The organism is Streptococcus sp. 27098_8_23 (genome assembly GCF_041432195.1).
Lineage (GTDB): Bacteria > Bacillota > Bacilli > Lactobacillales > Streptococcaceae > Streptococcus.
In genome coordinates this window covers 504,521-527,396 of record NZ_JAPVZF010000001.1, presented here as the reverse complement: position 1 = coordinate 527,396, position 22,876 = coordinate 504,521, and the positions used below count along the sequence as shown (strand labels likewise).

Annotated in this window: 24 protein-coding genes; all 24 read left to right on the top strand. The window is 39.9% G+C overall.

The genetic code is table 11. From position 1 onward, the window contains the following. Nucleotides 1–29: 29 nt before the first annotated feature. The 24 genes from O3652_RS02620 to O3652_RS02505 all read left to right on the top strand — a co-directional run bounded on the left by O3652_RS02620 (nucleotide 30) and on the right by O3652_RS02505 (nucleotide 22,810). Nucleotides 30–575, top strand: coding sequence for a hypothetical protein (locus tag O3652_RS02620; protein WP_070567423.1), 546 nt, complete (start codon nucleotides 30–32; stop codon nucleotides 573–575). Between the two features lie 142 nt (nucleotides 576–717). Next, nucleotides 718–1,212: a YkgJ family cysteine cluster protein gene (locus O3652_RS02615; protein WP_070683930.1), complete on the top strand. Its 495-nt coding sequence runs from the start codon at nucleotides 718–720 to the stop codon at nucleotides 1,210–1,212. Nucleotides 1,213–1,414: 202 nt separating this feature from the next. Beyond that, nucleotides 1,415–2,251, top strand: coding sequence for an AraC family transcriptional regulator (locus tag O3652_RS02610; RefSeq protein WP_070683928.1), 837 nt, complete (start codon nucleotides 1,415–1,417; stop codon nucleotides 2,249–2,251). 191 nt (nucleotides 2,252–2,442) lie between these two features. Then, nucleotides 2,443–3,486 (top strand): bifunctional glycosyltransferase family 2/GtrA family protein, encoded by a 1,044-nt coding sequence (locus O3652_RS02605; protein WP_070683926.1) that lies wholly within the window; start codon nucleotides 2,443–2,445, stop codon nucleotides 3,484–3,486. Further along, complete coding sequence (locus tag O3652_RS02600) at nucleotides 3,483–4,394, top strand: phosphodiester glycosidase family protein (protein WP_070683924.1); 912 nt, start codon at nucleotides 3,483–3,485, stop codon at nucleotides 4,392–4,394. The genes O3652_RS02605 and O3652_RS02600 overlap by 4 nt, the downstream gene beginning before the upstream one ends. Further along, nucleotides 4,369–4,779: a hypothetical protein gene (locus O3652_RS02595; RefSeq protein WP_371590038.1), complete on the top strand. Its 411-nt coding sequence runs from the start codon at nucleotides 4,369–4,371 to the stop codon at nucleotides 4,777–4,779. The genes O3652_RS02600 and O3652_RS02595 overlap by 26 nt, the downstream gene beginning before the upstream one ends. Before the next feature lie 155 nt (nucleotides 4,780–4,934). Further along, nucleotides 4,935–5,849, top strand: coding sequence for a peptidase (locus tag O3652_RS02590; RefSeq protein ID WP_070683920.1), 915 nt, complete (start codon nucleotides 4,935–4,937; stop codon nucleotides 5,847–5,849). 126 nt (nucleotides 5,850–5,975) lie between these two features. Next, nucleotides 5,976–6,518 (top strand): ClbS/DfsB family four-helix bundle protein, encoded by a 543-nt coding sequence (locus O3652_RS02585; protein WP_001137898.1) that lies wholly within the window; start codon nucleotides 5,976–5,978, stop codon nucleotides 6,516–6,518. A 284-nt stretch (nucleotides 6,519–6,802) separates the two neighbouring features. After that, nucleotides 6,803–7,306, top strand: a complete 504-nt coding sequence (locus tag O3652_RS02580; RefSeq protein WP_002874596.1) for a hypothetical protein — start codon at nucleotides 6,803–6,805, stop codon at nucleotides 7,304–7,306. 86 nt (nucleotides 7,307–7,392) lie between these two features. After that, nucleotides 7,393–7,809, top strand: a complete 417-nt coding sequence (locus O3652_RS02575; protein ID WP_000110627.1) for an Imm70 family immunity protein — start codon at nucleotides 7,393–7,395, stop codon at nucleotides 7,807–7,809. Nucleotides 7,810–8,149: 340 nt separating this feature from the next. Then, a complete protein-coding gene (locus O3652_RS02570) occupies nucleotides 8,150–9,439 on the top strand; it encodes a DUF308 domain-containing protein (RefSeq protein WP_125413730.1) in 1,290 nt (429 codons plus the stop codon). A gap of 9 nt (nucleotides 9,440–9,448) precedes the next feature. Further along, nucleotides 9,449–10,543, top strand: a complete 1,095-nt coding sequence (locus O3652_RS02565) for an AI-2E family transporter (RefSeq protein WP_185755893.1) — start codon at nucleotides 9,449–9,451, stop codon at nucleotides 10,541–10,543. Between the two features lie 131 nt (nucleotides 10,544–10,674). Further along, a complete protein-coding gene (locus O3652_RS02560; RefSeq protein ID WP_125413729.1) occupies nucleotides 10,675–11,367 on the top strand; it encodes a YjjG family noncanonical pyrimidine nucleotidase in 693 nt (230 codons plus the stop codon). 23 nt (nucleotides 11,368–11,390) lie between these two features. Further along, a complete protein-coding gene (locus O3652_RS02555; RefSeq protein ID WP_084944539.1) occupies nucleotides 11,391–11,684 on the top strand; it encodes a hypothetical protein in 294 nt (97 codons plus the stop codon). Between the two features lie 122 nt (nucleotides 11,685–11,806). Then, nucleotides 11,807–12,562, top strand: a complete 756-nt coding sequence (locus O3652_RS02550; RefSeq protein ID WP_084944538.1) for a DUF4336 domain-containing protein — start codon at nucleotides 11,807–11,809, stop codon at nucleotides 12,560–12,562. A gap of 11 nt (nucleotides 12,563–12,573) precedes the next feature. Then, on the top strand, nucleotides 12,574–13,227 hold the full coding sequence (locus O3652_RS02545) for a uracil-DNA glycosylase (protein ID WP_125413728.1): 654 nt from the start codon (nucleotides 12,574–12,576) through the stop codon (nucleotides 13,225–13,227). A gap of 9 nt (nucleotides 13,228–13,236) precedes the next feature. Beyond that, nucleotides 13,237–13,701: an 8-oxo-dGTP diphosphatase gene (locus tag O3652_RS02540; RefSeq protein ID WP_001135768.1), complete on the top strand. Its 465-nt coding sequence runs from the start codon at nucleotides 13,237–13,239 to the stop codon at nucleotides 13,699–13,701. Nucleotides 13,702–13,713: 12 nt separating this feature from the next. Continuing rightward, nucleotides 13,714–14,982, top strand: a complete 1,269-nt coding sequence (locus O3652_RS02535) for a dihydroorotase (protein WP_000924511.1) — start codon at nucleotides 13,714–13,716, stop codon at nucleotides 14,980–14,982. 41 nt (nucleotides 14,983–15,023) lie between these two features. Further along, nucleotides 15,024–16,364 (top strand): MATE family efflux transporter, encoded by a 1,341-nt coding sequence (locus O3652_RS02530; RefSeq protein WP_000283627.1) that lies wholly within the window; start codon nucleotides 15,024–15,026, stop codon nucleotides 16,362–16,364. Between the two features lie 178 nt (nucleotides 16,365–16,542). Then, entirely contained in the window at nucleotides 16,543–17,511 is a 969-nt protein-coding gene (locus O3652_RS02525) for a thiamine pyrophosphate-dependent dehydrogenase E1 component subunit alpha (protein WP_000105373.1), read from the top strand. 16 nt (nucleotides 17,512–17,527) lie between these two features. Then, on the top strand, nucleotides 17,528–18,520 hold the full coding sequence (locus O3652_RS02520; RefSeq protein WP_000448706.1) for an alpha-ketoacid dehydrogenase subunit beta: 993 nt from the start codon (nucleotides 17,528–17,530) through the stop codon (nucleotides 18,518–18,520). A 449-nt stretch (nucleotides 18,521–18,969) separates the two neighbouring features. After that, a complete protein-coding gene (locus tag O3652_RS02515; RefSeq protein ID WP_371590037.1) occupies nucleotides 18,970–20,013 on the top strand; it encodes a dihydrolipoamide acetyltransferase in 1,044 nt (347 codons plus the stop codon). Between the two features lie 45 nt (nucleotides 20,014–20,058). Beyond that, complete coding sequence (gene lpdA, locus O3652_RS02510; RefSeq protein ID WP_371590036.1) at nucleotides 20,059–21,762, top strand: dihydrolipoyl dehydrogenase; 1,704 nt, start codon at nucleotides 20,059–20,061, stop codon at nucleotides 21,760–21,762. A 58-nt stretch (nucleotides 21,763–21,820) separates the two neighbouring features. Further along, complete coding sequence (locus O3652_RS02505; RefSeq protein ID WP_070567392.1) at nucleotides 21,821–22,810, top strand: lipoate--protein ligase; 990 nt, start codon at nucleotides 21,821–21,823, stop codon at nucleotides 22,808–22,810. Nucleotides 22,811–22,876: the final 66 nt, after the last annotated feature.

Sequence of the window (22,876 nt, the reverse complement as noted above, 5' to 3'; positions counted from 1 at the left end):
TATAATAGACCTCAAAAAAGGAGATAAACTTGAAGATTAAGCAAAAATGGGAACGTAGATCATTTGGAACGGATTTTATCGCTAAAGGTTTATTATGGATAATTCTTTTTGTGGCTATTCTTTTCGGCTTTAACTATCTAATCTCTGGAAATTTTTATGCCTCTGAATTTTGGGATATGGTCGGAGGTGTTCTCGCTTTAATCGCTGCATTCATAGCATTAATTGTTTTTTCTAGACGAGCACTGATAGAGGGGTATTATATTAGTTCGTTAGATTTTGCAATGGCAACATTTGATGACGAAATTGAACATGATCCTGATTTTTCAAAACGTTATCATGAAATAAATGAAAAATATGCCGATAATAATAGGGAACGTATAAAAGCATTAGAGCCGTTACAAGAACATTATTGTTATCTTTGCTTTAAACAATATATCGAAGAAATGAATTGGTTTGAAAAATTTGTGATTTGTCTATATAGTGCATTTACAGTTGGAAAATTTTCTATTAACTTGGAATTATCTAGAGCTAGGAGAAGAAACTGGTTTGAAGATAGGATTAATGATTATTTTTAATAGATAACTTGAAAAATTATCGTTGATTTAACAACGTTTCTAGCCCCTCGGATTTTTCCGAAGGGCTTTTTATGTGCAATACTCAAAAATGAAAAATAACTTATGGTATAATAGACAAAAACACTTGTATTAGAAAGAAACTATGTTTAAAGAAATTGATATTGAGTACTATCACCAAATAGCCTTGCAAAAGCAAAAGGAGCACCGAAAAGTCTTAGCCAATCTAAAGAAAAAACCTCCTAAAAACTTAGATAAGATAGCCCAGCAAATTCACGAAGAAGTTTTTTCTGAGATTGATTGCACTGCCTGCGCTAACTGTTGTAAGACCTTGGGACCTGACTTCAAGGAAGCAGATATTACTCGTATTGCTAAGTACTTTAAGATGAAATTACCAGCTTTTGAAGCGGAATTCCTTCAGGTGGACGAAGACGGTGACAAGGTTTTTAAATCTATGCCCTGTCCATTTCTAGGTGGAGACAATCTCTGTTCTATCTATGATGTTCGTCCAAAGGCCTGCCGGGAATTTCCCCATACAGATCGTAAGAAGATTCATCAAATCAACCATTTGACGATTAAGAACACCTTGACCTGCCCAGCAGCTTATCTCTTTGTTGAGAAATTAAAGGATAAGTTATAGAAATTTACACCTTTAGATCTTGTACAAAGATTCTAGGGCGGAAGTATCTGATATCTGATAGACTATAGATAGAATTGAACACGACCTAAAAGCTGTTCGAAAAAGAAAAAATTTCTAGGACTAGAAGCTCTAGCGTCAATTTTTCTATTTTCACTTTGCTTTTAAGGACTTTTGTATCTTGTGGAGGTAAGAAGAAACGAATATGATGCATCAATTCAACCAAACCATGGATTATTTGGAGGAGCAGCTGACTGGAGAAGTGGATATGAAAAGATTTCAGCAGCTATCAGGCTATTCTTATCCTCTTTTTAGCAGACTCTTTTCCATCATGGCAGATATGACCTTGGCAGAATATTTGCGCAATCGCAGGCTGTCAGAAGCTGTGACAGACTTGCGGGAAACTACTGAGAAAGTCATTGATATAGCACTAAAATATGGCTATGAGTCTGCGGATGCCTTCAGCGCAGCTTTTAAGAAATTCCATGGTGCAACCCCCTCAGAAGTTCGAAATGGAAAACCTTATCGGGTCTTTCCTAGACTTCAATTATCCTTAAAGATTACAGGAGGAAAGAACATGGATATCAAGATTCAAAAGAAAGCCGCTTTTACTGTAGCGGGAGTCCTATTGGAAGCAATTGACAATAGCCAGTGTCCGTCTGCATGGGAGCAGCTCTATGCCAATCATAGCTTAGAAAGCCTAGAAAGTCTGGGCAGTGGCCAATCCTTTGGTGTCTGCTCGGATGTCAAAGAAGGCGAAATTATCAACTATATGGCTGCCTATGATGTGACGGATAAAGCTAAAGCAGAAGAATTGGGTCTGTCAATCAAAGACATATCTGAAGCTGAATATGCTATCGTACCAGTCAATGGGGCTATACCAACAAGCATCCAACATGCTTGGAAATATGTTCTAGAAATTTTTTTCCCAGAAACTGGTTATCGCCACTCAGGAGCGCCAGACTTTGAAGTCTATACTGAAGGAGACATGTCGTCACCTGACTATCAAATGGAACTCTGGATACCAGTAATCAAGGACTAGTTAATTTTCTGACATTTTATAAAGATGCAAAACTAACTCTGTAGAAGGCACCTTATACAGAGTTTTTCTTTTTTTGGAATCAGGGATTTTTAAGAAAAACAATAAAAGTGATTTTACTTTAATTTAAGTATAAGGAATTTTTAAGCATTTATCTGTATACTTTTCCAATCATCAAAGAAAGAGGTGTAAATATGAACTATCTAGTTATTCCAGCTTACGAACCTGACTACAATCTCATCAAATTGATTGAAAAGATTCACAACAGGAGCAATTTTTACATCATTGTCATTGATGATGGAAGTTCAGCAGAATGCCAAGACATTTTTGCTCAAGCAGAGGATTTTGCGACGGTGCTTCACCACCAGGTCAATCAAGGAAAAGGTCAAGCTCTGAAAACAGCCTTTGAGTACATTCAGTCACTTAACATGCCTGGAACTGTGGTCACAGCTGACTCAGATGGCCAACATAGGATCTGGGACATCTTTCGTAGCTTGACCAAATCAAATGAAAATCCTAATACACTTGTCCTTGGTGTCCGTGCCTTTAATGGCAAGGTTCCCTTACGTAGTCGTTTTGGAAACAGCTTGACTCGTATCTTGTTTAAACTGCAGACAGGTGTCGCTGTATCCGACACACAGACAGGATTACGTGCCTTTTCAACGGATATGATCCCTTTTATGCTCAAGGTAGAAGGACAACGGTATGAATACGAGATGAACATGCTCCTCGAAGCAAGCCAAGCCTACCCAATCTTAGAAGTTCCGATTGAAACAGTCTATATCAACGACAATGAGGCTTCTCACTTCCGACCTATTCGGGATGGCTTGATGATTTATAAAAATATTTTAAAGTTTGCGCTCTCGTCTTTTAGTAGTTTTATCGTAGATTATGTGGTCTACGCTCTCTCTATTCTATGCTTGAGCTTTATTCCGACAGGTCTTCGTGTTCTCCTCTCAAATGGTTTGGCACGTGTGACTAGCTCCATCTTTAACTTTTCTACCAACAAAAAATTGGTCTTTAAGAACAAGGCGAGCAGTTTTAAAACAGGATCAGGCTATTTTGGACTAGCAGTTGGTCTCTTTATCCTAGACACCATCCTGATTCGTCTCTTTAATTCAGGTCTTGGAGTCAATTTGATGATTGCGAAGATACTTGTCGGAATCATGCTCTTTATTCTCTCTTGGACAGTTCAAACTCGCTTTATTTTCAAAGAAAGGACTTGTAGCCCATTATGAAAGTTTTAAAGAAACCCTATCTATACGCCTCGGTCTTGGGCTTGCTCCTGACAAGCTCCTTTACCTATTCGATGTTGAAGACCTTTGTACTCGCTGAAACGATTTCCACTGTATCTAATACCGGCTCAACCTCTAACACCGCAGCAGCAAGTCAGGCAGCAAAAAATGCTCAAGTGACGGATACTAGCTATTCAGATGGAAATATCAGTGTCACCCTCACTGAAAAGACTGTCAATGAAACGCAAGTCTATGTGGCAGATATAACCCTTAGTTCATCGGATTATCTCAAAACAGCTTTAGCTCAAAACTCCTATGGAACTAACGTCACAGCTAAAACCTCTGTAACGGCTGCTGAAAACAATGCCATTCTAGCAGTTAACGGTGACTACTATGGAGCCAATAGTTCTGGTTATGTTATACGTAATGGAGTTGTCTATAGGGACAGTGTCCGTGAAGATGCTAGTAACGGTGACCTTGCCATTTACAAGGACGGCTCCTTTAAAATCATCTACGAGGACCAAGTTTCAGCCGATCAATTGGTTCAGGACGGTGTCGTCAATCTACTGGCATTTGGTCCGTCTCTAGTTGAGAATGGAGAAATATCTGTTGATACCAATACAGAAGTCGGTCAAGCCATGTCATCGAATCCTCGTACTGCCATCGGGATTATCGATGAAAATCACTACATCATCGTCGTTTCGGATGGTCGTACCTCTGAAAGCAAAGGCTTATCACTTTACCAGATGGCAGAAGTGATGAAATCTTACGGAGTGAAGACAGCCTATAACCTTGATGGTGGTGGATCCTCAACTCTCTACTTTAACGGTCAGGTAATCAATAAACCGACTACAGGTGGAAGTAAGATATCAGAAAGGGCGGTGAGTGATATTGTATACATCGGTTACTAAAATCAAAAACAAACGCCTCAAAAATACACTCGTTAGCTATAGTCTTCTCACTATTTTCTTATTTGCATTTAGCCGTATCTACGAGTCCTTTAGTTTTGGGGAGACCTCGCTTCATATGCACTATCTCTTTGCAGTCCCTCTAGTAGGGGGTATCGTTCTGGCATTACTGTTGAAAATCATGCCAAACGTAGGACGAATCAGCCTAAACTTGTGGAACTCGGCAGTTGCAGTCCTAACAGCTGGAATGCTCTTTCGAGGTATTGTCAATCTATCAGGTCGTTCAACGACCCTAGATCAACCTTACTGGTATGTCGGCTTAGCCTTTGGTATTTTGGCTATCGTCTCGCTTTTCTTTCATAAGAAAAACAGTCAAGAATTAGCTTAAAAATTGAAAACTGGTTGTTGAGAGAAACAGCCAGTTTTCTTGTTGAAGTTCATGACTATAGATCACAAAACCCCATATTATTTGTTTGGATTTTATGGGGCATGAGAATAGTTTTCTCGGTATAATAGTCCCATAGAAGATAAGGAGGCAGAAATATGCAGATGTATTTTGGAGATGTGTCACTTTGCTATAGTTATTCATTGGCAATGGCACTGGATGGCTATGGTTATGACTTTAAAGCAGAGTTTTTAGAGGCAATCATGGCGATGGGAAATGGCGCTAGTATTGTAAAGGAAGATGACCAGCACCCTCTAGTATTCTTTGATAACGAAATGCCAGATCTTTCTATCTCTCATTCCTTAAAAATACTTGGGTTTGACTATGAAGACTTCTATCTAAAAGATGAAGCAGAAGTAGATTCGGAAGAGATTAAAGGAAAGTTAGAAACCTTTCTGTCCAATGGACCTGTCGTACTGGGACCTCTTGATATGGGCCATCTGACCTACAATCCTAATCACACAATCCTTTATGGTGTGGATCACTTCGTAACCGTGTATGGCATTGATCATCAGCACCTCTATTTGCATGATCCAGCTGGTTTTGCCTGCATGAAGGTTGCTTTTAATGACATCTTAGAAGCCTGGAAGGCAGAGGGTATTGACTATAAGCGCGGAGTCTACTCCATGTGGGGAAATTTTAAGAAGATCAAGAGTCCTAGTCAGACTGAAATCTATCAGGAAACAGCAAAGATTATAAAGTCCCGATATCTGAATGGTCAAAACGGTGTTTTGAAATGCTATGCAAAAGCAGTTGCTGAAAACGGCTTAAATACCGAGCAAAAACAATTGCATCAGTATTTCAGTTTCAAACTTGCTGCTGTTCGAAATCTCTATCTCAGTAAGTTCTTAAAAGATCATGATCCGAAAGGGGCAAGATTCAAAGAAGAATTGGCTACTCTATTTGGCCAAGCCCACCTTTCATGTTTAAAAGAAGATTACCAAGAACTATCCAACTTGCTCTATCAGATAGCAGAAGTAGATGGTCTCTTTAAAGATTTATATGTAAAGTAGTGACTATAAGCATAAAAAAATAGTTCGTAAAAGCGGTTTTTCGTAAAACGAAGAACTGCTTTTTGATTATGGTATAATGAAGTAAGAAAATACCTTAACCTACTAGAAAACGAAGGGAGAAAACCTATGCCTAGACCAAAAACAAAAGAGGAGCTAGTGTTAGCCTCTAAGGAAAACTATGAAAAACTTAATCTCCTAATTTCTCAGTTAAGTGAAGAAGAGCTACAGACTCCTTTTGATTTTTCAAAAGACCAAAAGAAAAAAGAAGCTCACTGGAAAAGAGATAAAAATTTACGGGACGTTCTGATCCATCTCTATGAATGGCATCAGTTACTTTTGAGCTGGGTTTATTCTAATCAAAAGGGACATGAACGATCTTTTCTTCCTGAGCCTTATAATTGGAAAACTTATGGAGAAATGAATGTCGCTATTTGGAAGAAGCACCAGAAAACATCTTTAGAAGAAGCGACTAAACTACTAGAGCAATCGCATGAAGAGGTTTTAGAGTTGATGGAAGGCTTCAGCAATGACCAACTCTTTACCAAAGGTTTCTATAAGTGGACGGGAGGGACAAGTCTAGGTTCCTACTTTGTCAGTAGTACCTCCAGTCACTATGACTGGGCTCTGAAAAAACTCAAAGCTCATCAGAAAAATTGTAAGAAACGTTAATTGAAGTGCTCATGAAGTTTAGAAAAGGTTTTTCTAAGTTTCGAATAGCTTGGTGCTCGTAATTTTAGAGCTATTCTAGCTTTAGAATCCTTCTAAAATTAAAATTTAGGGTTATCATAGACTTAGAATAGGTCTAAAACATTTATTTTAATGTAATTCTAAACTTAGAATTACATTGATATTAAAGGGATTGAACTGTTCGATGCTTAGAATAGCTTGATTCTGAGAAATGTTAACTAGAAAATGATTCGAATAGCTTTTTTCTGATATAGGATGATAGATAGATGGGGGAAATGATGAGCATACAAAAAGAGAAAGTTAAAAAAGAGTTGGTGTCCCTCTGTTTGGGAGAGTTCACAGCCGTCCTATCTATTTGGTTTTGTTTTTTTCTTTTGAAAAATAGGCTTGGTGATGTGAATAGTCTAGTAACCATTCTCTATCCTCTGTCTTTACTGACATTTATTTTGCTTCAAGGTTCAATCTATTGGGCGATTTTGATTAGAAGACTCTCGAAACCTCAGTTCGGAAGCGCTAGTGTCCCCAAACTATATAGTGGTTTCAGAATACTAGACCTTGTTTTACTTATTTCAGGCTTTACTTTTATTGTCTGGAACACGCAAAGTGTCCAAGTGGCTGTCTTAGCCACGTTGATAGAGTTTTTTGCCCTTATCGAATGGCTTAATTACTACATTGTACGCCTATCTTATAGTTTGAACCCGCTTGTTTTATGGAAACGAATTACTAAGGGAAAACTTGAAAAGAGTAGAATAGCCAAGGAGTTGGGGTAAGGGAGAATGAATGTATGTTTTAGATACTATCAATATAAAACTTTAGTTGACGTTAAATAATATTAAAAATGAGTAGGAGAATATCTATGTCTGTAGGGTTAATGGTTGGTTATAATTGGTGGACTATAGGAGAAGGGAGTCTTTTTAATTCATTCTTTTCGACTATTTATGTTCGCTTAGAAAATAATGAGTGGGGAAGTAGATACCCAGTAATAATGAATAAGCTTTACTGGGGAGATGTTCCTTTTGAATCTGTTGAAAGAGGAATAGAGGAGTTGTTATCTATCCAAGAGGAGTTGAAAAAATTTCTCCCTCAGGATGTTATATGGGATTTTGAAGATTTGTCACTCACTCCTCCTTGGGGAAATAATATCGCAGAGCATATAACAAATTTATCGCATTATTTCATAACGAGTTCCGGAAAAGATTTAATAGAAGTTTTGCTGACTAGTTTTAGCTTTTCACTTGAGCACGGTCAAAATGTGAGTGTAAAAAGTATTTGAAACTCAATAAATCAAAGATTCATTTATGCTATAATATTCTTAATGAAACTCAGAAAGGAAGCTCAATGTTCAATAAATTTCTACTCTTCGAAATTACTTAATGGAATAAATCAAATAGTTATAGAGAATGTGCAAAAATGAATGAAAAATTACTTTTCTATGTTATTACTCACCTCTAGTCAACCATTAAAAATACTGATTTGATTTTTGTGATGAAAGTCAGGATCTTCACCAGATTTGCTAGTCATGATGAGTTGATGGCATTGATTGGTTTTTACCACGATTGACATAATCGTTAGTTTTCTCAAATGGCTTAATTATTATTTTTGAAAGGTCTTTTATGGAAAAAATTCTATCTTTAGGTCTGACAGGTAAGAAATTACTTGCTCAGGGGTTCTTGTTTGTTCTGCTAGGTCTCATCTTGATGGTCACGGGGACTTGGTTGCCAGTAACAGTTATTCGCCTGGTTCTGTTTTTAGCTTGGATAGCAACGGTCGTAGATTTGCTATTAAGAGTTTTCAAAAAAAGCCAGTCAACGGATACCTTGGGAGTTGCACTGGTTAAATTGTTAGTGCTGGGATATTTGCTAGGTTCTAATCTTGCGACTGATATACCGATTTATGTTCTGGCTCTTGTGATTGGAGTTTATCAGATTTTTAAGGCCACGATTAATCTTGTCACCTATGTTCTCTACCGTAAAAATAATATTCGACCTCGTTTTCGTCTCTTACTAGATGGACTCGTACTAGTTTTTCTTGGTGGAGCTAGTCTTTTGTCCTCTACGGGAAATTCTGTCTTTCAACTCTTTGTTTTAGGGGCTTATTTTTTCCTTTATGGTCTGTCCAATATCCGTGACGGTTTCTTATTTGAAGGGGAAATTGGGAAAAACCATCTCAAACGTCGCATTAGAATTAGCTTACCTATTGTCCTAGCCGCTCTCATCCCTGCAAGAACTTTAGCAAAAATTAACAAATTTATGCTGGAAAATGCTGATGAGAGAGAGGATATCCATCTTGGAATGGTGAAGTCTGGTAAGACAGCGGAGCTTGAAATTTTTGTTCATACAGCTGAGACCTCTCTGTTTTCGGCAATTGGTCATGTGGATATCTGCTATCAAGGCCGTGTTATTTCTTATGGCAACTATGATCCGTCTTCTGAGACCTTATTTGGCATGGTAGGAGATGGTGTCTTATATTTCTGTGATCGTGACAAGTACATTGACCTATGTAAACGTGAGAGTCAAAAAACGCTTTTTGGTTATGGGATAGATTTGACGCCTGAAATGGAAAAAGCAGTTCAGAAAAAGTTGGCTGAATTGAAACAACTGACGATTCCATGGGAGCCAAGTGCAGATAAAATCATGACAGGTGATGGTAAGGAAGACTACACCTACGCTTATAAAATCAGACATGAGACAGATGGGGAACTTTATAAATTTATCAAATCTAAGTTTAAATCCTACTTTGTCTTATCTACAAACTGTGTGCTCTTGGCTGATACCATAGTCGGTCAGGCTGGCACCGATATCCTCTCACCCAAAGGATTTATCGCTCCAGGAACTTACCAAGCCTACCTTAATCGAGAGTTTGAAAAACCAAATAGTATAGTCGTATCTAAACATGTTTATTAAGGAGAATTTATGAACTTAGTAAAAAAATACACCCCGTTAATACTTTTTATAGGGCTGGTTGCTCTTGTAATTCTGAATGCATCGAGCTTTATATCAGGAGCAATCTCTCTCTTTGATGTAATATCAACCTTGATTTATGGTGCTGTTATTGCTTTTGTGCTTAATGTTCCTATGAAAAAAATTGAACAGTACTTAGTTAAATTGAAGGTAAAGGCAGAGTTGCGTCGTCCGATTGCCATGGTACTTGTTTTCCTAGCTCTTATCTTAATCGTGATTGCTCTTTTGGTTTTGGTGCTGCCAACCCTAGCCCAGACTATTAGTCAGCTGGGAACAGTCCTTTCAACAGTCCTTACTCAACTTGGGAAATTGCTAGACAGCTCGGAATTTGTAACCAAAGACATGTTGTCAACTATCGTATCAGGCATACAGGGACAATCTAGTTCTATTAGCCAAGCTTTGATAGGTTTTTTATCAGGTCTGACTAGTAATATCGGCAATATTTTTTCAAGTTTGATGAATGCCTTTTTGATTATAGTCTTCACCTTTTTATTTTTATCCAGTAAGGAACATTTGGCAGCGATGACGAGTCGACTTCTAAAAGTTTTTCTTCCAGAGAAGGTGGTGATAAAGTTGACTTACATTGGACAAGTAGCACTAGAGACTTATGACCAATTTTTGATGAGTCAGCTGATTGAAGCGGTTATAATAGGAGTTATGGTAGCGGTTGGCTATAGCCTATTTGGCCTACCTTATGGGGTAATGACAGGTATCTTTGCAGGAGTGCTATCGTTCATTCCTTATGTAGGGCCTATGATTGCTTGTGTTGTGGGAGCGATTTTTATCTTCACAGTGAGTCCTACTCAAGCCTTACTTTCCATTCTTCTATATCAAGTTATACAGCTGATTGAAGGAAACCTTATTTATCCTAGAGTTGTAGGTCAGTCTATTGGTTTGCCAGCTCTTTTCACACTTGCAGCAGCTAGTATCGGAGGCAATCTCTTTGGCTTACTTGGGATGATATTCTTTACACCGATATTTGCTGTTATCTATCGATTGGTTAAGGAATTTGTCGTTGCAAAGGAAAATCAGCTAGATAAAAAATAAATTTAATGAGACTTGTTAAATAAATTATCTGTGTGAAAGAAGAAAATAAAATAATTACTTGGACTTTGTCTCTTTTCCTGTTTTGAAGGTTCATGAGACTATTTTATCTCCTTAGAAAGGAAAACTTCAAATTGCCCTACAAATTTCTACTCTTCGACCTTGACCACACCTTGCTTGATTTTGATGCTGCTGAGGATGTGGCTTTGACGCAACTTCTAAAGGAAGAAGGAGTTGCGGACATTCAAGCCTATAAAGACTATTATGTTCCTATGAACAAGGCTCTCTGGAAGGAGTTGGAGCAAAAGAAAATCAGTAAACAAGAGCTGGTTAACACGCGCTTTTCTCGTCTATTTGCGCATTTTGGACAGGAAAAAGACGGTAGGTTACTTGCTCAGCGTTACCAATTTTACTTAGCCCAACAGGGACAAACTCTTTCGGGTGCTCATGAACTCTTGGACAGCCTCATCGAACGTGATTATGATTTGTATGCTGCGACAAATGGGATTACTGCCATCCAGACGGGTCGTCTGGCTCAATCAGGTCTGGCTCCCTATTTCAACCAAGTCTTTATCTCTGAGCAGTTGCAAACGCAAAAGCCTGATGCATTATTCTATGAAAAAATCGGTCAGCAGATTGCAGGATTTAGCAAAGAAAAGACGCTGATGATCGGAGATTCTCTAACCGCCGACATTCAAGGTGGCAATAATGCTGGCATAGATACTATCTGGTACAACCCACATCACCTCGAAAATAACACACAAGCCCAGCCAACTTATGAAGTTCATTCTTACCAAGACTTGCTGGATTGTTTAGATGCTTTGTAGTGATTTCCCTAAGAGGTGTTGATATGGAAATTAAAGTCATTGAAGAGATTGATAATTTACTAAATCTCATCGAGCAGTATCAGTTAAAAGGTGTGGTTGCTCAAGTAAATTCGTTAAAAAAGTTAAAGTATATCTTAAGCAATCATATAGAGTTAAGTACTCGAGAGAAGATGAATATCCACTATTCCCTCTTTCTCCCTAGGGGTGGTTTATCTGAACTCTACTATATGGACGCTAATCTTGAACGGATGATGTCTGTAAATAATCAACTTTCCTATGCTATTGATACAATTGAAAAGTTTTTAATGGCTGATTGATACTGTGAATACTAATGTCAAATAATAGGGTCAATAACAGTATATATAAGAACTGTAAAAAGTGGTTTCAATAGCCACTTTTTGCTATAATAGAGGCAGTAAAAACGAAGGAGTAGTAAATTATGTCAAAACCAGAACTTTCTCTTTATGAACCATTGTATACACTAAAGGAAGTTGATCAAAATATCTGGATAGTAGATGGTGATTTGATTCAAATGGATATGAAGGTCTTCAAACTACCTTTTCAGACACGTATGACAGTGGTTAAGTTAAAGGATGGAAAACTCTGGATTCATTCTCCAATCGCGCCAAACGAGGAGCTCTTTACTGAACTGGATGCTTTGGGCAGAGTCGCTTACCTGATTTCTCCAAATAAGATTCACTATGCCTATATTGCAGATTGGAAAAAAAGATATCCTCATGCGCAAACATGGTCTAGTCCAGGAGTTGAAGAGAGAGCGAAAAGTCAGAATGTCAAGGTGGTATTCGATGCTCCCTTAACAGATAAGGCTCCTGACCTATGGTCTGATGAGATTGATCAGCTTATTTTTAAGGGTAGTTCTGTGATTGAAGAAGTGGTGTTTTTTCATAAATCAACTAAAACACTCATTGTAACGGACCTTATAGAGAATTTTGAATCGGAAAAAATATCCAGTCCAATCCGCAGAAGATTTTGTCGTTTAGCTCGTGTAACAGCCCCTGATGGACAAACTCCTATCGATTATCGGATGACTTTTTTAGGAAGACAAAGGGAAGCAAAGGTTTCCTTTTCCCGTATGTTAAACTGGAAACCGGATAAAATCATACTTGCACATGGTTTATGCTTTTTTAAAAATGGTACGGATGAATTAAGACGTGCTTTTAGATGGATACGATAAAGGAGAGAAAGATGCAACACTCATCATGGCATGCTTTGATTAAGGAGCAATTACCTGAAGGTTATTTTGGGAAAATCAATCAATTTATGGAACAGGTCTATGCTCAGGGAACTGTTTATCCACCTAAGGAAAAGGTTTTTCAGGCTCTCTTGACTACTCCTCTGGAAGAGGTTAAGGTGGTGATTTTAGGGCAAGACCCCTATCACGGGCCAGATCAGGCGCAGGGCTTGAGTTTTTCGGTTCCAGATGCTATTCCAGCTCCGCCATCCTTGCAAAATATCTTGAAAGAATTAGCAGATGATATTGGAGTTAAAGCATCCCATGATTTGACAGTTTGGGCTGAGCAGGGAGTCTTACTTCTCAATGCTTGCTTGACGGTTCCTGCTGGGCAGGCCAATGGTCATGCTGGGCAGATATGGGAGCCTTTTACTGATGCCGTGATTCGGGTTGTCAATAATCTAGACAGACCGATAGTCTTTGTACTCTGGGGTGCTTATGCACGCAAGAAGAAGGCCTTGGTTACCAATCCTCACCACTTGATTATCGAATCAGCCCATCCAAGTCCTTTATCTGTTTATAGAGGATTTTGGGGTTCCAAGCCTTTTTCCAAGGCCAATGCATTCTTAAAAGAGACAGGACAAGAGCCAATCGATTGGCTTAGATAAGGAGAGAATATGCCTCAGTTAGCGACGATTTGCTACATTGATAACGGAAAAGAACTGCTCATGCTCCATCGCAATAAGAAGCCCAACGATGTCCATGAAGGCAAATGGATTGGTGTGGGTGGAAAGCTAGAGCGAGGTGAGACTCCACAGGAATGTGCAGCGCGTGAAATCCTCGAAGAAACAGGGCTCAAAGCCAAGCCAGTACTTAAAGGTGTTATCACTTTTCCTGAATTTACGCCAGATTTAGACTGGTACACCTATGTTTTTAAGGTGACAGAGTTCGAGGGTGACTTGATTGACTGCAATGAGGGGACCTTAGAATGGGTTCCCTATGATGAAGTCTTAAGCAAGCCAACTTGGGAGGGTGATCACACCTTTGTTGAGTGGCTTTTAGAAGATAAACCTTTCTTTTCAGCAAAGTTTGTTTATGATGGGGATAAATTGTTGGATACCCAAGTTGATTTCTATGAATAAAGGAGAAAGCAGATGCTACTAATCAAAAATGGTCGTGTAATGGATCCCAAGTCTGGTTTGGATCAAGTGTGTGATGTTTTAGTGCAAGATGGGAAAATTGTCAAAATAGCTGCCGAAATCAAGGAAGAAGGAGCAGAGCTAATTGATGCTACGGGCCTTGTTGTTGCGCCTGGACTAGTCGATATCCATGTTCATTTCCGTGAACCTGGTCAAACTCATAAAGAAGACATTCATACTGGGGCCCTAGCAGCCGCTGCAGGTGGCTTTACAACCGTTGTCATGATGGCTAATACTAGTCCAACCATTTCGGACGTAGAGACTTTGAAAGAAGTTCTCCAGTCTGCTGCCAAGGAAAAGATTAACGTCAAGACAGTTGCGACTATTACCAAGAACTTTAATGGCCAAGACTTGACAGACTTTAAGGCTCTTTTAGAAGCTGGAGCCGTTGGTTTTTCAGATGATGGAATTCCGCTTGAAAGTAGTAAAGTGGTTAAGGAAGCAATGGTAGAAGCCAAAAAACTCAATACCTTTATCTGCCTTCATGAGGAAGATCCAGGTTTGAATGGAATTCTTGGCTTTAACGAAAACATCGCTAAAGAACATTTCCATATCTGTGGAGCGACAGGAGTGGCTGAGTACGCTATGATTGCGCGCGATGTTATGATTGCCTATGCAACCAAGGCCCATGTTCACATTCAGCATTTGTCTAAGGAAGAAAGTGTCAAGGTGGTGGAGTTTGCTCAAGGACTAGGTGCGCAGGTCACAGCAGAAGTAGCGCCACAGCATTTCTCTAAGACAGAAGCTCTTCTTTTAACTCAAGGAAGCAATGCCAAAATGAATCCTCCACTTCGTTTGGAGTCAGACCGTCGTGCCGTTATCGAAGGTCTCAAGTCAGGTGTTATCACAGTTATCGCAACGGACCACGCGCCTCACCATGCAGATGAGAAAAATGTTGAAGATATCACCAAAGCACCATCTGGTATGACAGGTTTGGAAACCTCTCTTTCTCTTGGTTTGACTTATTTGGTGGAAGCTGGTGAGTTGAGCTTGATGGAATTGCTAGAAAAAATGACTGTCAATCCAGCCAAGCTTTACAACTTTGAAGCAGGTTACTTGGCTGAGAATGGTCCAGCGGATATCACTATCTTTGACGCTAAGGCTGACCGCCTTGTGGACTCCCATTTTGCGTCAAAAGCAGCTAATTCCCCATTTATCGGTGAAACTTTAAAAGGGCAGGTTAAATATACCATCTGCAAGGGACAAATTGTCTACCAAAACTAGATGGGATTCTGCTCTAGAAACTATAAGAATAGAGAGCGTATATGTATCCAACCCATCAATTTAAAGACAAGTTTGTCTTATTTCTTAAGATATTTTTCCCTATTCTGATCTATCAATTTGCCAATTATTCTGCCTCTTTTGTTGATACAACCATGACTGGGCAGTACAATACCATGGACTTGGCGGGGGTGTCAACCGCAACGAGTCTATGGAATCCTTTCTTTACTTTTTTAACAGGGATTGTTTCGGCCATGGTTCCCATCATAGGCCATCATCTGGGACGGGGCAAAAAGGAAGAAGTAGCATCTGATTTTTACCAATTTATCTACTTGGCTTTCGGACTGTCTTTGGTCTTGCTTGGAATGGTAGTATTCTTAGCGCCACCTGTCTTAACCAACATCGGACTAGAAGCTCAAGTGGCGGCAGTTGCAGTTTCCTATCTTTGGTACCTGTCTATTGGAATTATTCCCTTGTTGCTGTTCAGTGTCATTCGCTCTTTGTTGGATTCTCTTGGATTGACCAAGCTATCTATGTACCTCATGCTCCTATTACTTCCGCTCAATAGTGGTTTTAACTATCTCTTGATATATGGAGCTTTCGGTTTCCCTGAGCTTGGTGGCGCAGGAGCAGGACTAGGAACTTCACTAGCCTATTGGGTTTTATTGGGGATTTCTATTCTTGTTTTATTCAAACAAGAAAGGTTAAAAGCGTTACATCTTGAAAAACGCATTCCACTAAATATAGATAAAATCAAGGAAGGTGTTCGATTAGGTCTACCAATCGGGGGAACCGTATTTGCTGAAGTAGCCATTTTCTCCGTGGTTGGACTAATCATGGCTAAGTTTTCATCGCTCATCATTGCCAGTCACCAGTCAGCTATGAATTTTTCGAGTCTCATGTATGCTTTTCCTATGAGTATTTCCTCTGCTATGGCGATTGTTGTGTCTTACGAGGTGGGGGCCAAACGTTTTGAGGATGCAAAAATCTATGCTCGTCTGGGGAGAGTAACCGCCCTTATTTTTGCAGGTCTTACCCTATCTTTTCTCTACATTTTTAGAGATCGTGTAGCAAGTCTATATGGGAATGACTCTCAGTTCATTGAAACAACTGCTGTATTTCTAACCTACAGTCTCTTTTTCCAGCTAGCTGATACCTTTGCGGCTCCGCTCCAAGGAATTTTAAGAGGGTATAAGGACACTATCGTTCCTTTCTATCTTGGCTTAATCGGATATTGGGGAGTAGCGATACCACTAGGATATCTACTAGATCAAGTAACTGACTTAGGGGCATTTGCCTACTGGATTGGGTTAATTGCCAGCTTGATTGTTTCTGGTTGTTTGTATCAATGGCGTCTGAAAACCGTAATGAAAAGATTGAGCTAATTTTTGGAAAATATCCTGAAAAAGCACTTTGTGAAAAAATACTCTAACTAGAGAGAATCCCTGTTTTAACAGGGGTTTATTTTTTTATATTGTGAATTTTTATTAGCCATATACTTTGACAGCGTATACTAAAAAAGGTAAAATAGTAAGGTAAGTACAAAGTTAGAAAGGCAAGATTATGTCAACTTTAGATAAGAATCTTTTGCTAGAGATGTTCCGTAAGATGGAAGAAATCCGTCGCATGGACTTAAAAATCGCTCAGTTAGTGAAAAAGGGGAAAGTTCCCGGTATGACTCACTTTTCTGTCGGAGAGGAAGCTGCTAACGTCGGAGCGATGCTGGCTCTTAATCCAGATGATCTGATTACCTCAAATCACCGTGGACACGGGCAAGCTATTGCTAAGGGGATTGACCTCAACGGAATGATGGCTGAAATCCTCGGGAAATACACTGGAACCTGTAAAGGAAAAGGTGGTTCTATGCACATCGCTGACCTGGATGCTGGGAACCTCGGTGCCAATGGTATCGTTGGTGGTGGTATGGGAATCGCTGTCGGTGCAGCCCTCAGTCAACAAATGCAAAACACTGGAAAAATCGTCGTTTGCTTCTTTGGAGATGGTGCGACCAACGAAGGTGTCTTCCACGAAGCAGTCAACATGGCTTCTATTTGGAACTTGCCAGTTGTTTTCTACTGCATTAACAACGGTTATGGGATCTCTGCGGATATCAAGAAAATGACCAATGTAGAGCATATCCATCAACGTAGTGCGGCATATGGAATTCCTGGAATGTTTATCGAAGATGGGAACAACGTCATCGATGTCTATGAAGGATTTAAGAAAGCTGTAGATCATGTTCGTGGTGGCAATGGCCCAGTCTTGATCGAAAGTGTAACCTATCGCTGGCTTGGCCACTCATCATCTGACCCTGGTAAATATCGTACTCGTGAAGAAGTGGAATTGTGGAAACAAAAAGACCCAATCGAAAACCTTCGCAAATACCTCATTGAAAACAATATTGCAAGTGCAGAAGAATTGGAAGAAATTCAAGCACAAGTCAAGGAAGCAGTAGAAGCTTCTGTTAAATTTGCTGAAGAAAGCCCATTCCCACCACTAGAATCAGCATTTGAAGATATTTACGCAGACTAAGGAGAAAGAGATAAAAATGGAAACAAAAACAATGTCGTTCCGTGACACCATTATCCTTGCTATGTCTGAGGAAATGCGTCGCGATGAAAATGTATTCTTGATGGGAGAAGACGTCGGTGTCTTCGGCGGAGACTTCGGAACTTCTGTTGGAATGCTCGAAGAATTTGGTCCAGAACGTATCCGTGACTGTCCGATTTCTGAAGCTGCTATCTCAGGTGCAGCAGCAGGAGCAGCCATGACAGGACTTCGTCCAATCGTCGATATGACCTTCATGGACTTCTCGGTTATTGCCATGGATAATATCGTCAACCAAGCTGCTAAAACACGCTATATGTTTGGTGGAAAAGGTCAGGTTCCAATGACTGTCCGATGTGCAGCTGGTAACGGAGTTGGTTCTGCAGCTCAGCACTCTCAGTCTCTAGAGTCTTGGTTTACACACATCCCAGGTCTTAAGGTTGTAGCTCCAGGTACGCCTGCTGACATGAAAGGACTGCTCAAGTCTTCTATCCGTGATAACAACCCAGTTATCATTCTTGAATACAAGTCAGAATTTAACCAAAAAGGGGAAGTTCCAGTTGATCCAGACTACACAATCCCACTTGGAGTTGGTGAAATCAAACGCCAAGGTACAGATGTAACAGTCGTTACTTATGGTAAAATGCTTCGTCGTGTGGTTCAAGCTGCTGAAGAATTAGCAGAAGAGGGAATTTCAGTTGAAATTGTGGACCCACGTACCCTCGTTCCGCTTGATAAGGATATCATCATTAACTCAGTGAAGAAGACTGGTAAGGTGGTGCTTGTCAACGACGCCCACAAAACAAGTGGCTATATCGGAGAGATTTCAGCTATTATTTCAGAATCAGAAGCATTTGATTATCTAGATGCACCAATCCGCCGTTGCGCCGGAGAGGATGTGCCAATGCCTTATGCACAAAATCTAGAAAATGCAATGATTCCAACAGTTGAAAGCATCAAAGATGCAATCCGAAAGACTTATAATAAAGAATGATATTACATAAATTAATTTATGTAATATTTTAGAGATTTTTAACTTTAGTAACTTGAAATATGTTTTGTATCCAAGTTGTATGTAAAGTTGCGACAGTTTTTTGACGAATCGATAATATTCGACAAAAAACTTAGTAAGTCTACTAGGTTGGTCGCCTGATAGCGGCAACCGTAGTAACTTGGACACGAAACGTGTCTCAAATTACTTGTAGAGTTGAACACGGGCTAAAAGCTCGGAAAAAAGATAAATCTCCTTGGCTTCATCGAAGCCAGCATTGATTTCCGATTTTTCGGTCGCTTTTAAACGCCCTTTGAATCATGTAATTGAATTCGGACGGAGGTCTTCGAAAAAAAGATAGATTTCCTTGTGTGCATCGAACACATGGTCAATCTCCTATTTTTTCATTGCCCTCTTCGTCCTTAATATCTTAGTATAGAATTGGAGAGGTCATGGCTGATGACAAGCTAAGAGCGACTCCTGCGGCTAGAAAGTTAGCGGATGATCTAGGGATCAACCTCTACGACGTTTCTGGCTCAGGTGCAAACGGTCGTGTCCACAAAGAAGACGTGGAAACTTATAAAGACACAAATGTGGTTCGCATTTCGCCACTTGCAAAACGAATTGCCCTCGAACATAACATTGCTTGGCAGGAAATCCAAGGAACAGGTCATCGTGGTAAGATTATGAAGAAGGACGTTTTGGCCTTGCTTCCTGAAAATATCGAAAACGACACCATCAAGTCTCCTGCTCAAATCGAAAAAGTGGAAGAAGTTCCAGACAATTTCACTCCTTATGGTGAGATTGAGCGTATTCCAATGACACCAATGCGTAAGGTTATCGCGCAACGTATGGTTGAATCTTACCTAACTGCGCCAACTTTCACACTCAACTACGATGTCGATATGTCAGAAATGTTGGCTCTTCGTAAGAAGGTTCTTGAGCCAATTATGGAAGCAACTGGTAAGAAGACTACTGTAACAGACCTTCTTTCACTCGCTGTTGTAAAAACATTGATGAAACACCCTTACATCAACGCTTCATTGACTGAAGATGGCAAGACCATTATCACTCATAATTATGTCAACCTTGCTATGGCAGTTGGAATGGATAATGGATTGATGACACCTGTTGTTTATAATGCTGAAAAGATGAGCCTTTCAGAGTTGGTTGTAGCCTTCAAGGATGTCATTGGTCGTACCTTGGATGGTAAATTGGCTCCAAGCGAACTCCAAAATTCAACCTTCACAATTAGTAACTTGGGAATGTTTGGCGTTCAGTCCTTTGGTCCTATTATTAACCAACCAAACTCAGCTATCCTCGGGGTTAGCTCAACAGTTGAGAAACCTGTAGTTGTCAATGGTGAGATTGTCATTCGCCCTATCATGAGCCTTGGATTAACCATTGACCACCGTGTTGTAGATGGTATGGCTGGTGCTAAGTTTATGAAAGACTTGAAAGCCTTAATTGAGAACCCAATCTCAATGTTGGTTTAAAAATACAGTATTTATTTTTAGAGATATAGATAAAGGAAGTAAGACATGGCCTTAGAAGTAATTATGCCAAAAGCCGGCGTGGATATGACAGAAGGACAAATCGTCCAATGGAATAAGAAAGTCGGAGAATTTGTAAAAGAAGGAGAAATCCTTTTGGAAATCATGACTGACAAAGTCAGCATGGAATTGGAAGCCGAAGAAGATGGATACTTGATTGCCATCCTCAAAGGAGATGGTGAAACTGTCCCTGTAACGGAAGTCATCGGTTACCTTGGTGAAGAAGGAGAAAACATCCCAACAGCTGGTGCTGTAGCGCCAGAAGCTAGCCAGGCGCCTGCAGCTAGTGCCTCAAACGACGACGGTAAGAGTGATGACGCCTTTGATATCGTTGTGATTGGTGGAGGTCCTGCTGGTTATGTTGCAGCGATTAAAGCAGCACAACTTGGTGGTAAAGTTGCCCTTGTTGAGAAATCTGAACTCGGTGGAACCTGCTTGAACCGTGGCTGTATCCCAACTAAGACCTACCTTCACAACGCTGAAATCATCGAAAATATCGGTCATGCAGCAAATCGTGGTATCGTCATCGAAAATCCAAACTTCACTGTAGATATGGACAAACTCCTTGAAACTAAGTCTAAGGTTGTCAATACCTTGGTAGGTGGTGTTGCGGGTCTTCTTCGTAGTTACGGAGTTACTGTTCATAAGGGAATTGGTACAATCACTAAAGATAAGAATGTCTTGGTAAATGGTTCTGAATTGCTTGAAACCAAGAAAATTATCCTTGCCGGTGGTTCAAAAGTCAGCAAGATTAACGTTCCTGGTATGGAATCTCCACTTGTCATGACCAGTGATGACATTCTTGAAATGAACGAAGTTCCAGAGAGCCTCGTAATCATCGGTGGTGGCGTTGTCGGTATTGAACTCGGTCAGGCCTTCATGACATTTGGTTCAAAAGTGACTGTTATTGAAATGATGGACCGTATCGTTCCAGCTATGGATGCGGAAGTTTCTAAGAATCTTCGCTTGATTTTAGAACGCAAAGGTATGACTATCTTAACAGGTACAAAATTGCAAGAAATCATCGAGGAAAATGGACAACTTCGTATCAAGGTTGAAGGAAAAGACGATATCATTGCAAATAAAGCTCTTCTTTCAATCGGTCGTGTGCCAGATCTTGAAGGAATTGGCGATGTTGAGTTTGAATTGGATCGTGGTCGCATCAAGGTTAACGAATATATGGAAACTTCTGTTCCTGGAATCTACGCACCTGGTGACATCAACGGTACGAAGATGTTGGCGCACGCAGCCTTCCGCATGGGTGAAGTTGCCGCTGAAAATGCCCTCAAAGGAAATCATGCTGTTGCCAAATTGAACTTGACTCCTGCAGCCATTTACACTCTTCCTGAAGTAGCAGCAGTAGGTTTAACAGAAGAGCAAGCTCGCGAGAAATACGATGTTGCTATCGGTAAATTCAACTTTGCGGCTAACGGACGTGCCATTGCTTCTGATGCAGCTCAAGGTTTCGTTAAAGTCATTGCAGATAAGAAATACGGTGAAATCCTTGGTGTCCATATCATCGGTCCTGCAGCTGCAGAATTGATCAACGAAGCGTCAAGCATCATCGAAATGGAAATAACTGTCGAAGAAATGCTGAAGACTATCCACGGACACCCAACATACTCTGAAGTGATGTACGAAGCATTTGCGGATGTTCTAGGAATGGCTATCCATTCACCTAAGAAAAAATAAAACGAAGATAGACTAGACTGGAAGATTATTTCCAGTCTCTATCGTATAAAGGGATATCATGAAATATATTATCAATCATTCAAACGACACTGCTTTTAATATCGCCTTGGAAGAATATGCCTTTAAACACTTACTAGATGAGGATCAAATCTTCCTTCTTTGGATTAACAAACCTTCTATCATTGTTGGTCGTCACCAGAACACTATCGAAGAAATCAACCGTGATTTTGTTCGAGAAAATGGTATTGAGGTAGTCCGCCGTATCAGTGGTGGCGGAGCTGTTTACCACGATCTAAACAACCTCAACTACACAATCATCTCAAAAGAAGATGAAAACCGTGCCTTTGACTTCAAGAGTTTTTCAACTCCAGTAATCAATACCTTGGCTCAACTTGGTGTTAAAGCTGAATTCACAGGTCGTAATGACCTTGAGATTGACGGTAAGAAATTCTGTGGAAATGCCCAAGCCTATATCAATGGGCGTATCATGCACCACGGTTGCTTGCTCTTTGACGTTGATTTGTCAGTCCTAGCAAACGCCCTCAAGGTTTCAAAAGATAAATTTGAATCAAAAGGTGTGAAATCCGTCCGTGCCCGTGTTACCAATATTATCAATGAATTACCAGAAAAAATCACAGTTGAAGAATTCCGTGATTTACTATTGGAATACATGAAAAAAGAGTACCCAGAGATGACTGAATACGTTTTTTCTGAGCAAGAATTAGCTGAAATCAACCGCATCAAGGATACTAAGTTTGGAACTTGGGACTGGAACTACGGTAAATCACCTGAATTTAACGTCCGTCGTGGAACAAAATTCACTAGTGGTAAGGTTGAAGTTTTTGCCAACGTCATTGAATCAAAAATCCAAGATATCAAGATCTATGGTGACTTCTTTGGTATCGAGGACGTTGCAGCTGTAGAAGATGTCCTTCGTGGCATGAAATACGAACGCGAAGATGTCCTTAAGGCCTTAGAAACTATTGACATCACACGCTATTTTGCTGGTATCAGCCGTGAAGAAATCGCTGAAGCAGTAGTGGGGTAAGGAAAAAGAATCCATTTATGATGGATTCTTTTATTAGGGTTAAACTTAAGAATCATGCTGATTAGA

Coding starts and splice junctions, on each gene's coding strand:
- O3652_RS02535 (WP_000924511.1), top strand. CDS start 13,714: ATGCTACTAATCAAAAATGGTCGTGTAATGGATCCCAAGTCTGGTTTG.
- O3652_RS02605 (WP_070683926.1), top strand. CDS start 2,443: ATGAACTATCTAGTTATTCCAGCTTACGAACCTGACTACAATCTCATC.
- O3652_RS02520 (WP_000448706.1), top strand. CDS start 17,528: ATGGAAACAAAAACAATGTCGTTCCGTGACACCATTATCCTTGCTATG.
- O3652_RS02570 (WP_125413730.1), top strand. CDS start 8,150: ATGGAAAAAATTCTATCTTTAGGTCTGACAGGTAAGAAATTACTTGCT.
- O3652_RS02530 (WP_000283627.1), top strand. CDS start 15,024: ATGTATCCAACCCATCAATTTAAAGACAAGTTTGTCTTATTTCTTAAG.
- O3652_RS02540 (WP_001135768.1), top strand. CDS start 13,237: ATGCCTCAGTTAGCGACGATTTGCTACATTGATAACGGAAAAGAACTG.
- O3652_RS02600 (WP_070683924.1), top strand. CDS start 3,483: ATGAAAGTTTTAAAGAAACCCTATCTATACGCCTCGGTCTTGGGCTTG.
- lpdA (WP_371590036.1), top strand. CDS start 20,059: ATGGCCTTAGAAGTAATTATGCCAAAAGCCGGCGTGGATATGACAGAA.
- O3652_RS02525 (WP_000105373.1), top strand. CDS start 16,543: ATGTCAACTTTAGATAAGAATCTTTTGCTAGAGATGTTCCGTAAGATG.
- O3652_RS02610 (WP_070683928.1), top strand. CDS start 1,415: ATGATGCATCAATTCAACCAAACCATGGATTATTTGGAGGAGCAGCTG.
- O3652_RS02565 (WP_185755893.1), top strand. CDS start 9,449: ATGAACTTAGTAAAAAAATACACCCCGTTAATACTTTTTATAGGGCTG.
- O3652_RS02615 (WP_070683930.1), top strand. CDS start 718: ATGTTTAAAGAAATTGATATTGAGTACTATCACCAAATAGCCTTGCAA.
- O3652_RS02575 (WP_000110627.1), top strand. CDS start 7,393: ATGTCTGTAGGGTTAATGGTTGGTTATAATTGGTGGACTATAGGAGAA.
- O3652_RS02550 (WP_084944538.1), top strand. CDS start 11,807: ATGTCAAAACCAGAACTTTCTCTTTATGAACCATTGTATACACTAAAG.
- O3652_RS02590 (WP_070683920.1), top strand. CDS start 4,935: ATGCAGATGTATTTTGGAGATGTGTCACTTTGCTATAGTTATTCATTG.
- O3652_RS02545 (WP_125413728.1), top strand. CDS start 12,574: ATGCAACACTCATCATGGCATGCTTTGATTAAGGAGCAATTACCTGAA.
- O3652_RS02580 (WP_002874596.1), top strand. CDS start 6,803: ATGGGGGAAATGATGAGCATACAAAAAGAGAAAGTTAAAAAAGAGTTG.
- O3652_RS02585 (WP_001137898.1), top strand. CDS start 5,976: ATGCCTAGACCAAAAACAAAAGAGGAGCTAGTGTTAGCCTCTAAGGAA.
- O3652_RS02505 (WP_070567392.1), top strand. CDS start 21,821: ATGAAATATATTATCAATCATTCAAACGACACTGCTTTTAATATCGCC.
- O3652_RS02515 (WP_371590037.1), top strand. CDS start 18,970: ATGGCTGATGACAAGCTAAGAGCGACTCCTGCGGCTAGAAAGTTAGCG.
- O3652_RS02555 (WP_084944539.1), top strand. CDS start 11,391: ATGGAAATTAAAGTCATTGAAGAGATTGATAATTTACTAAATCTCATC.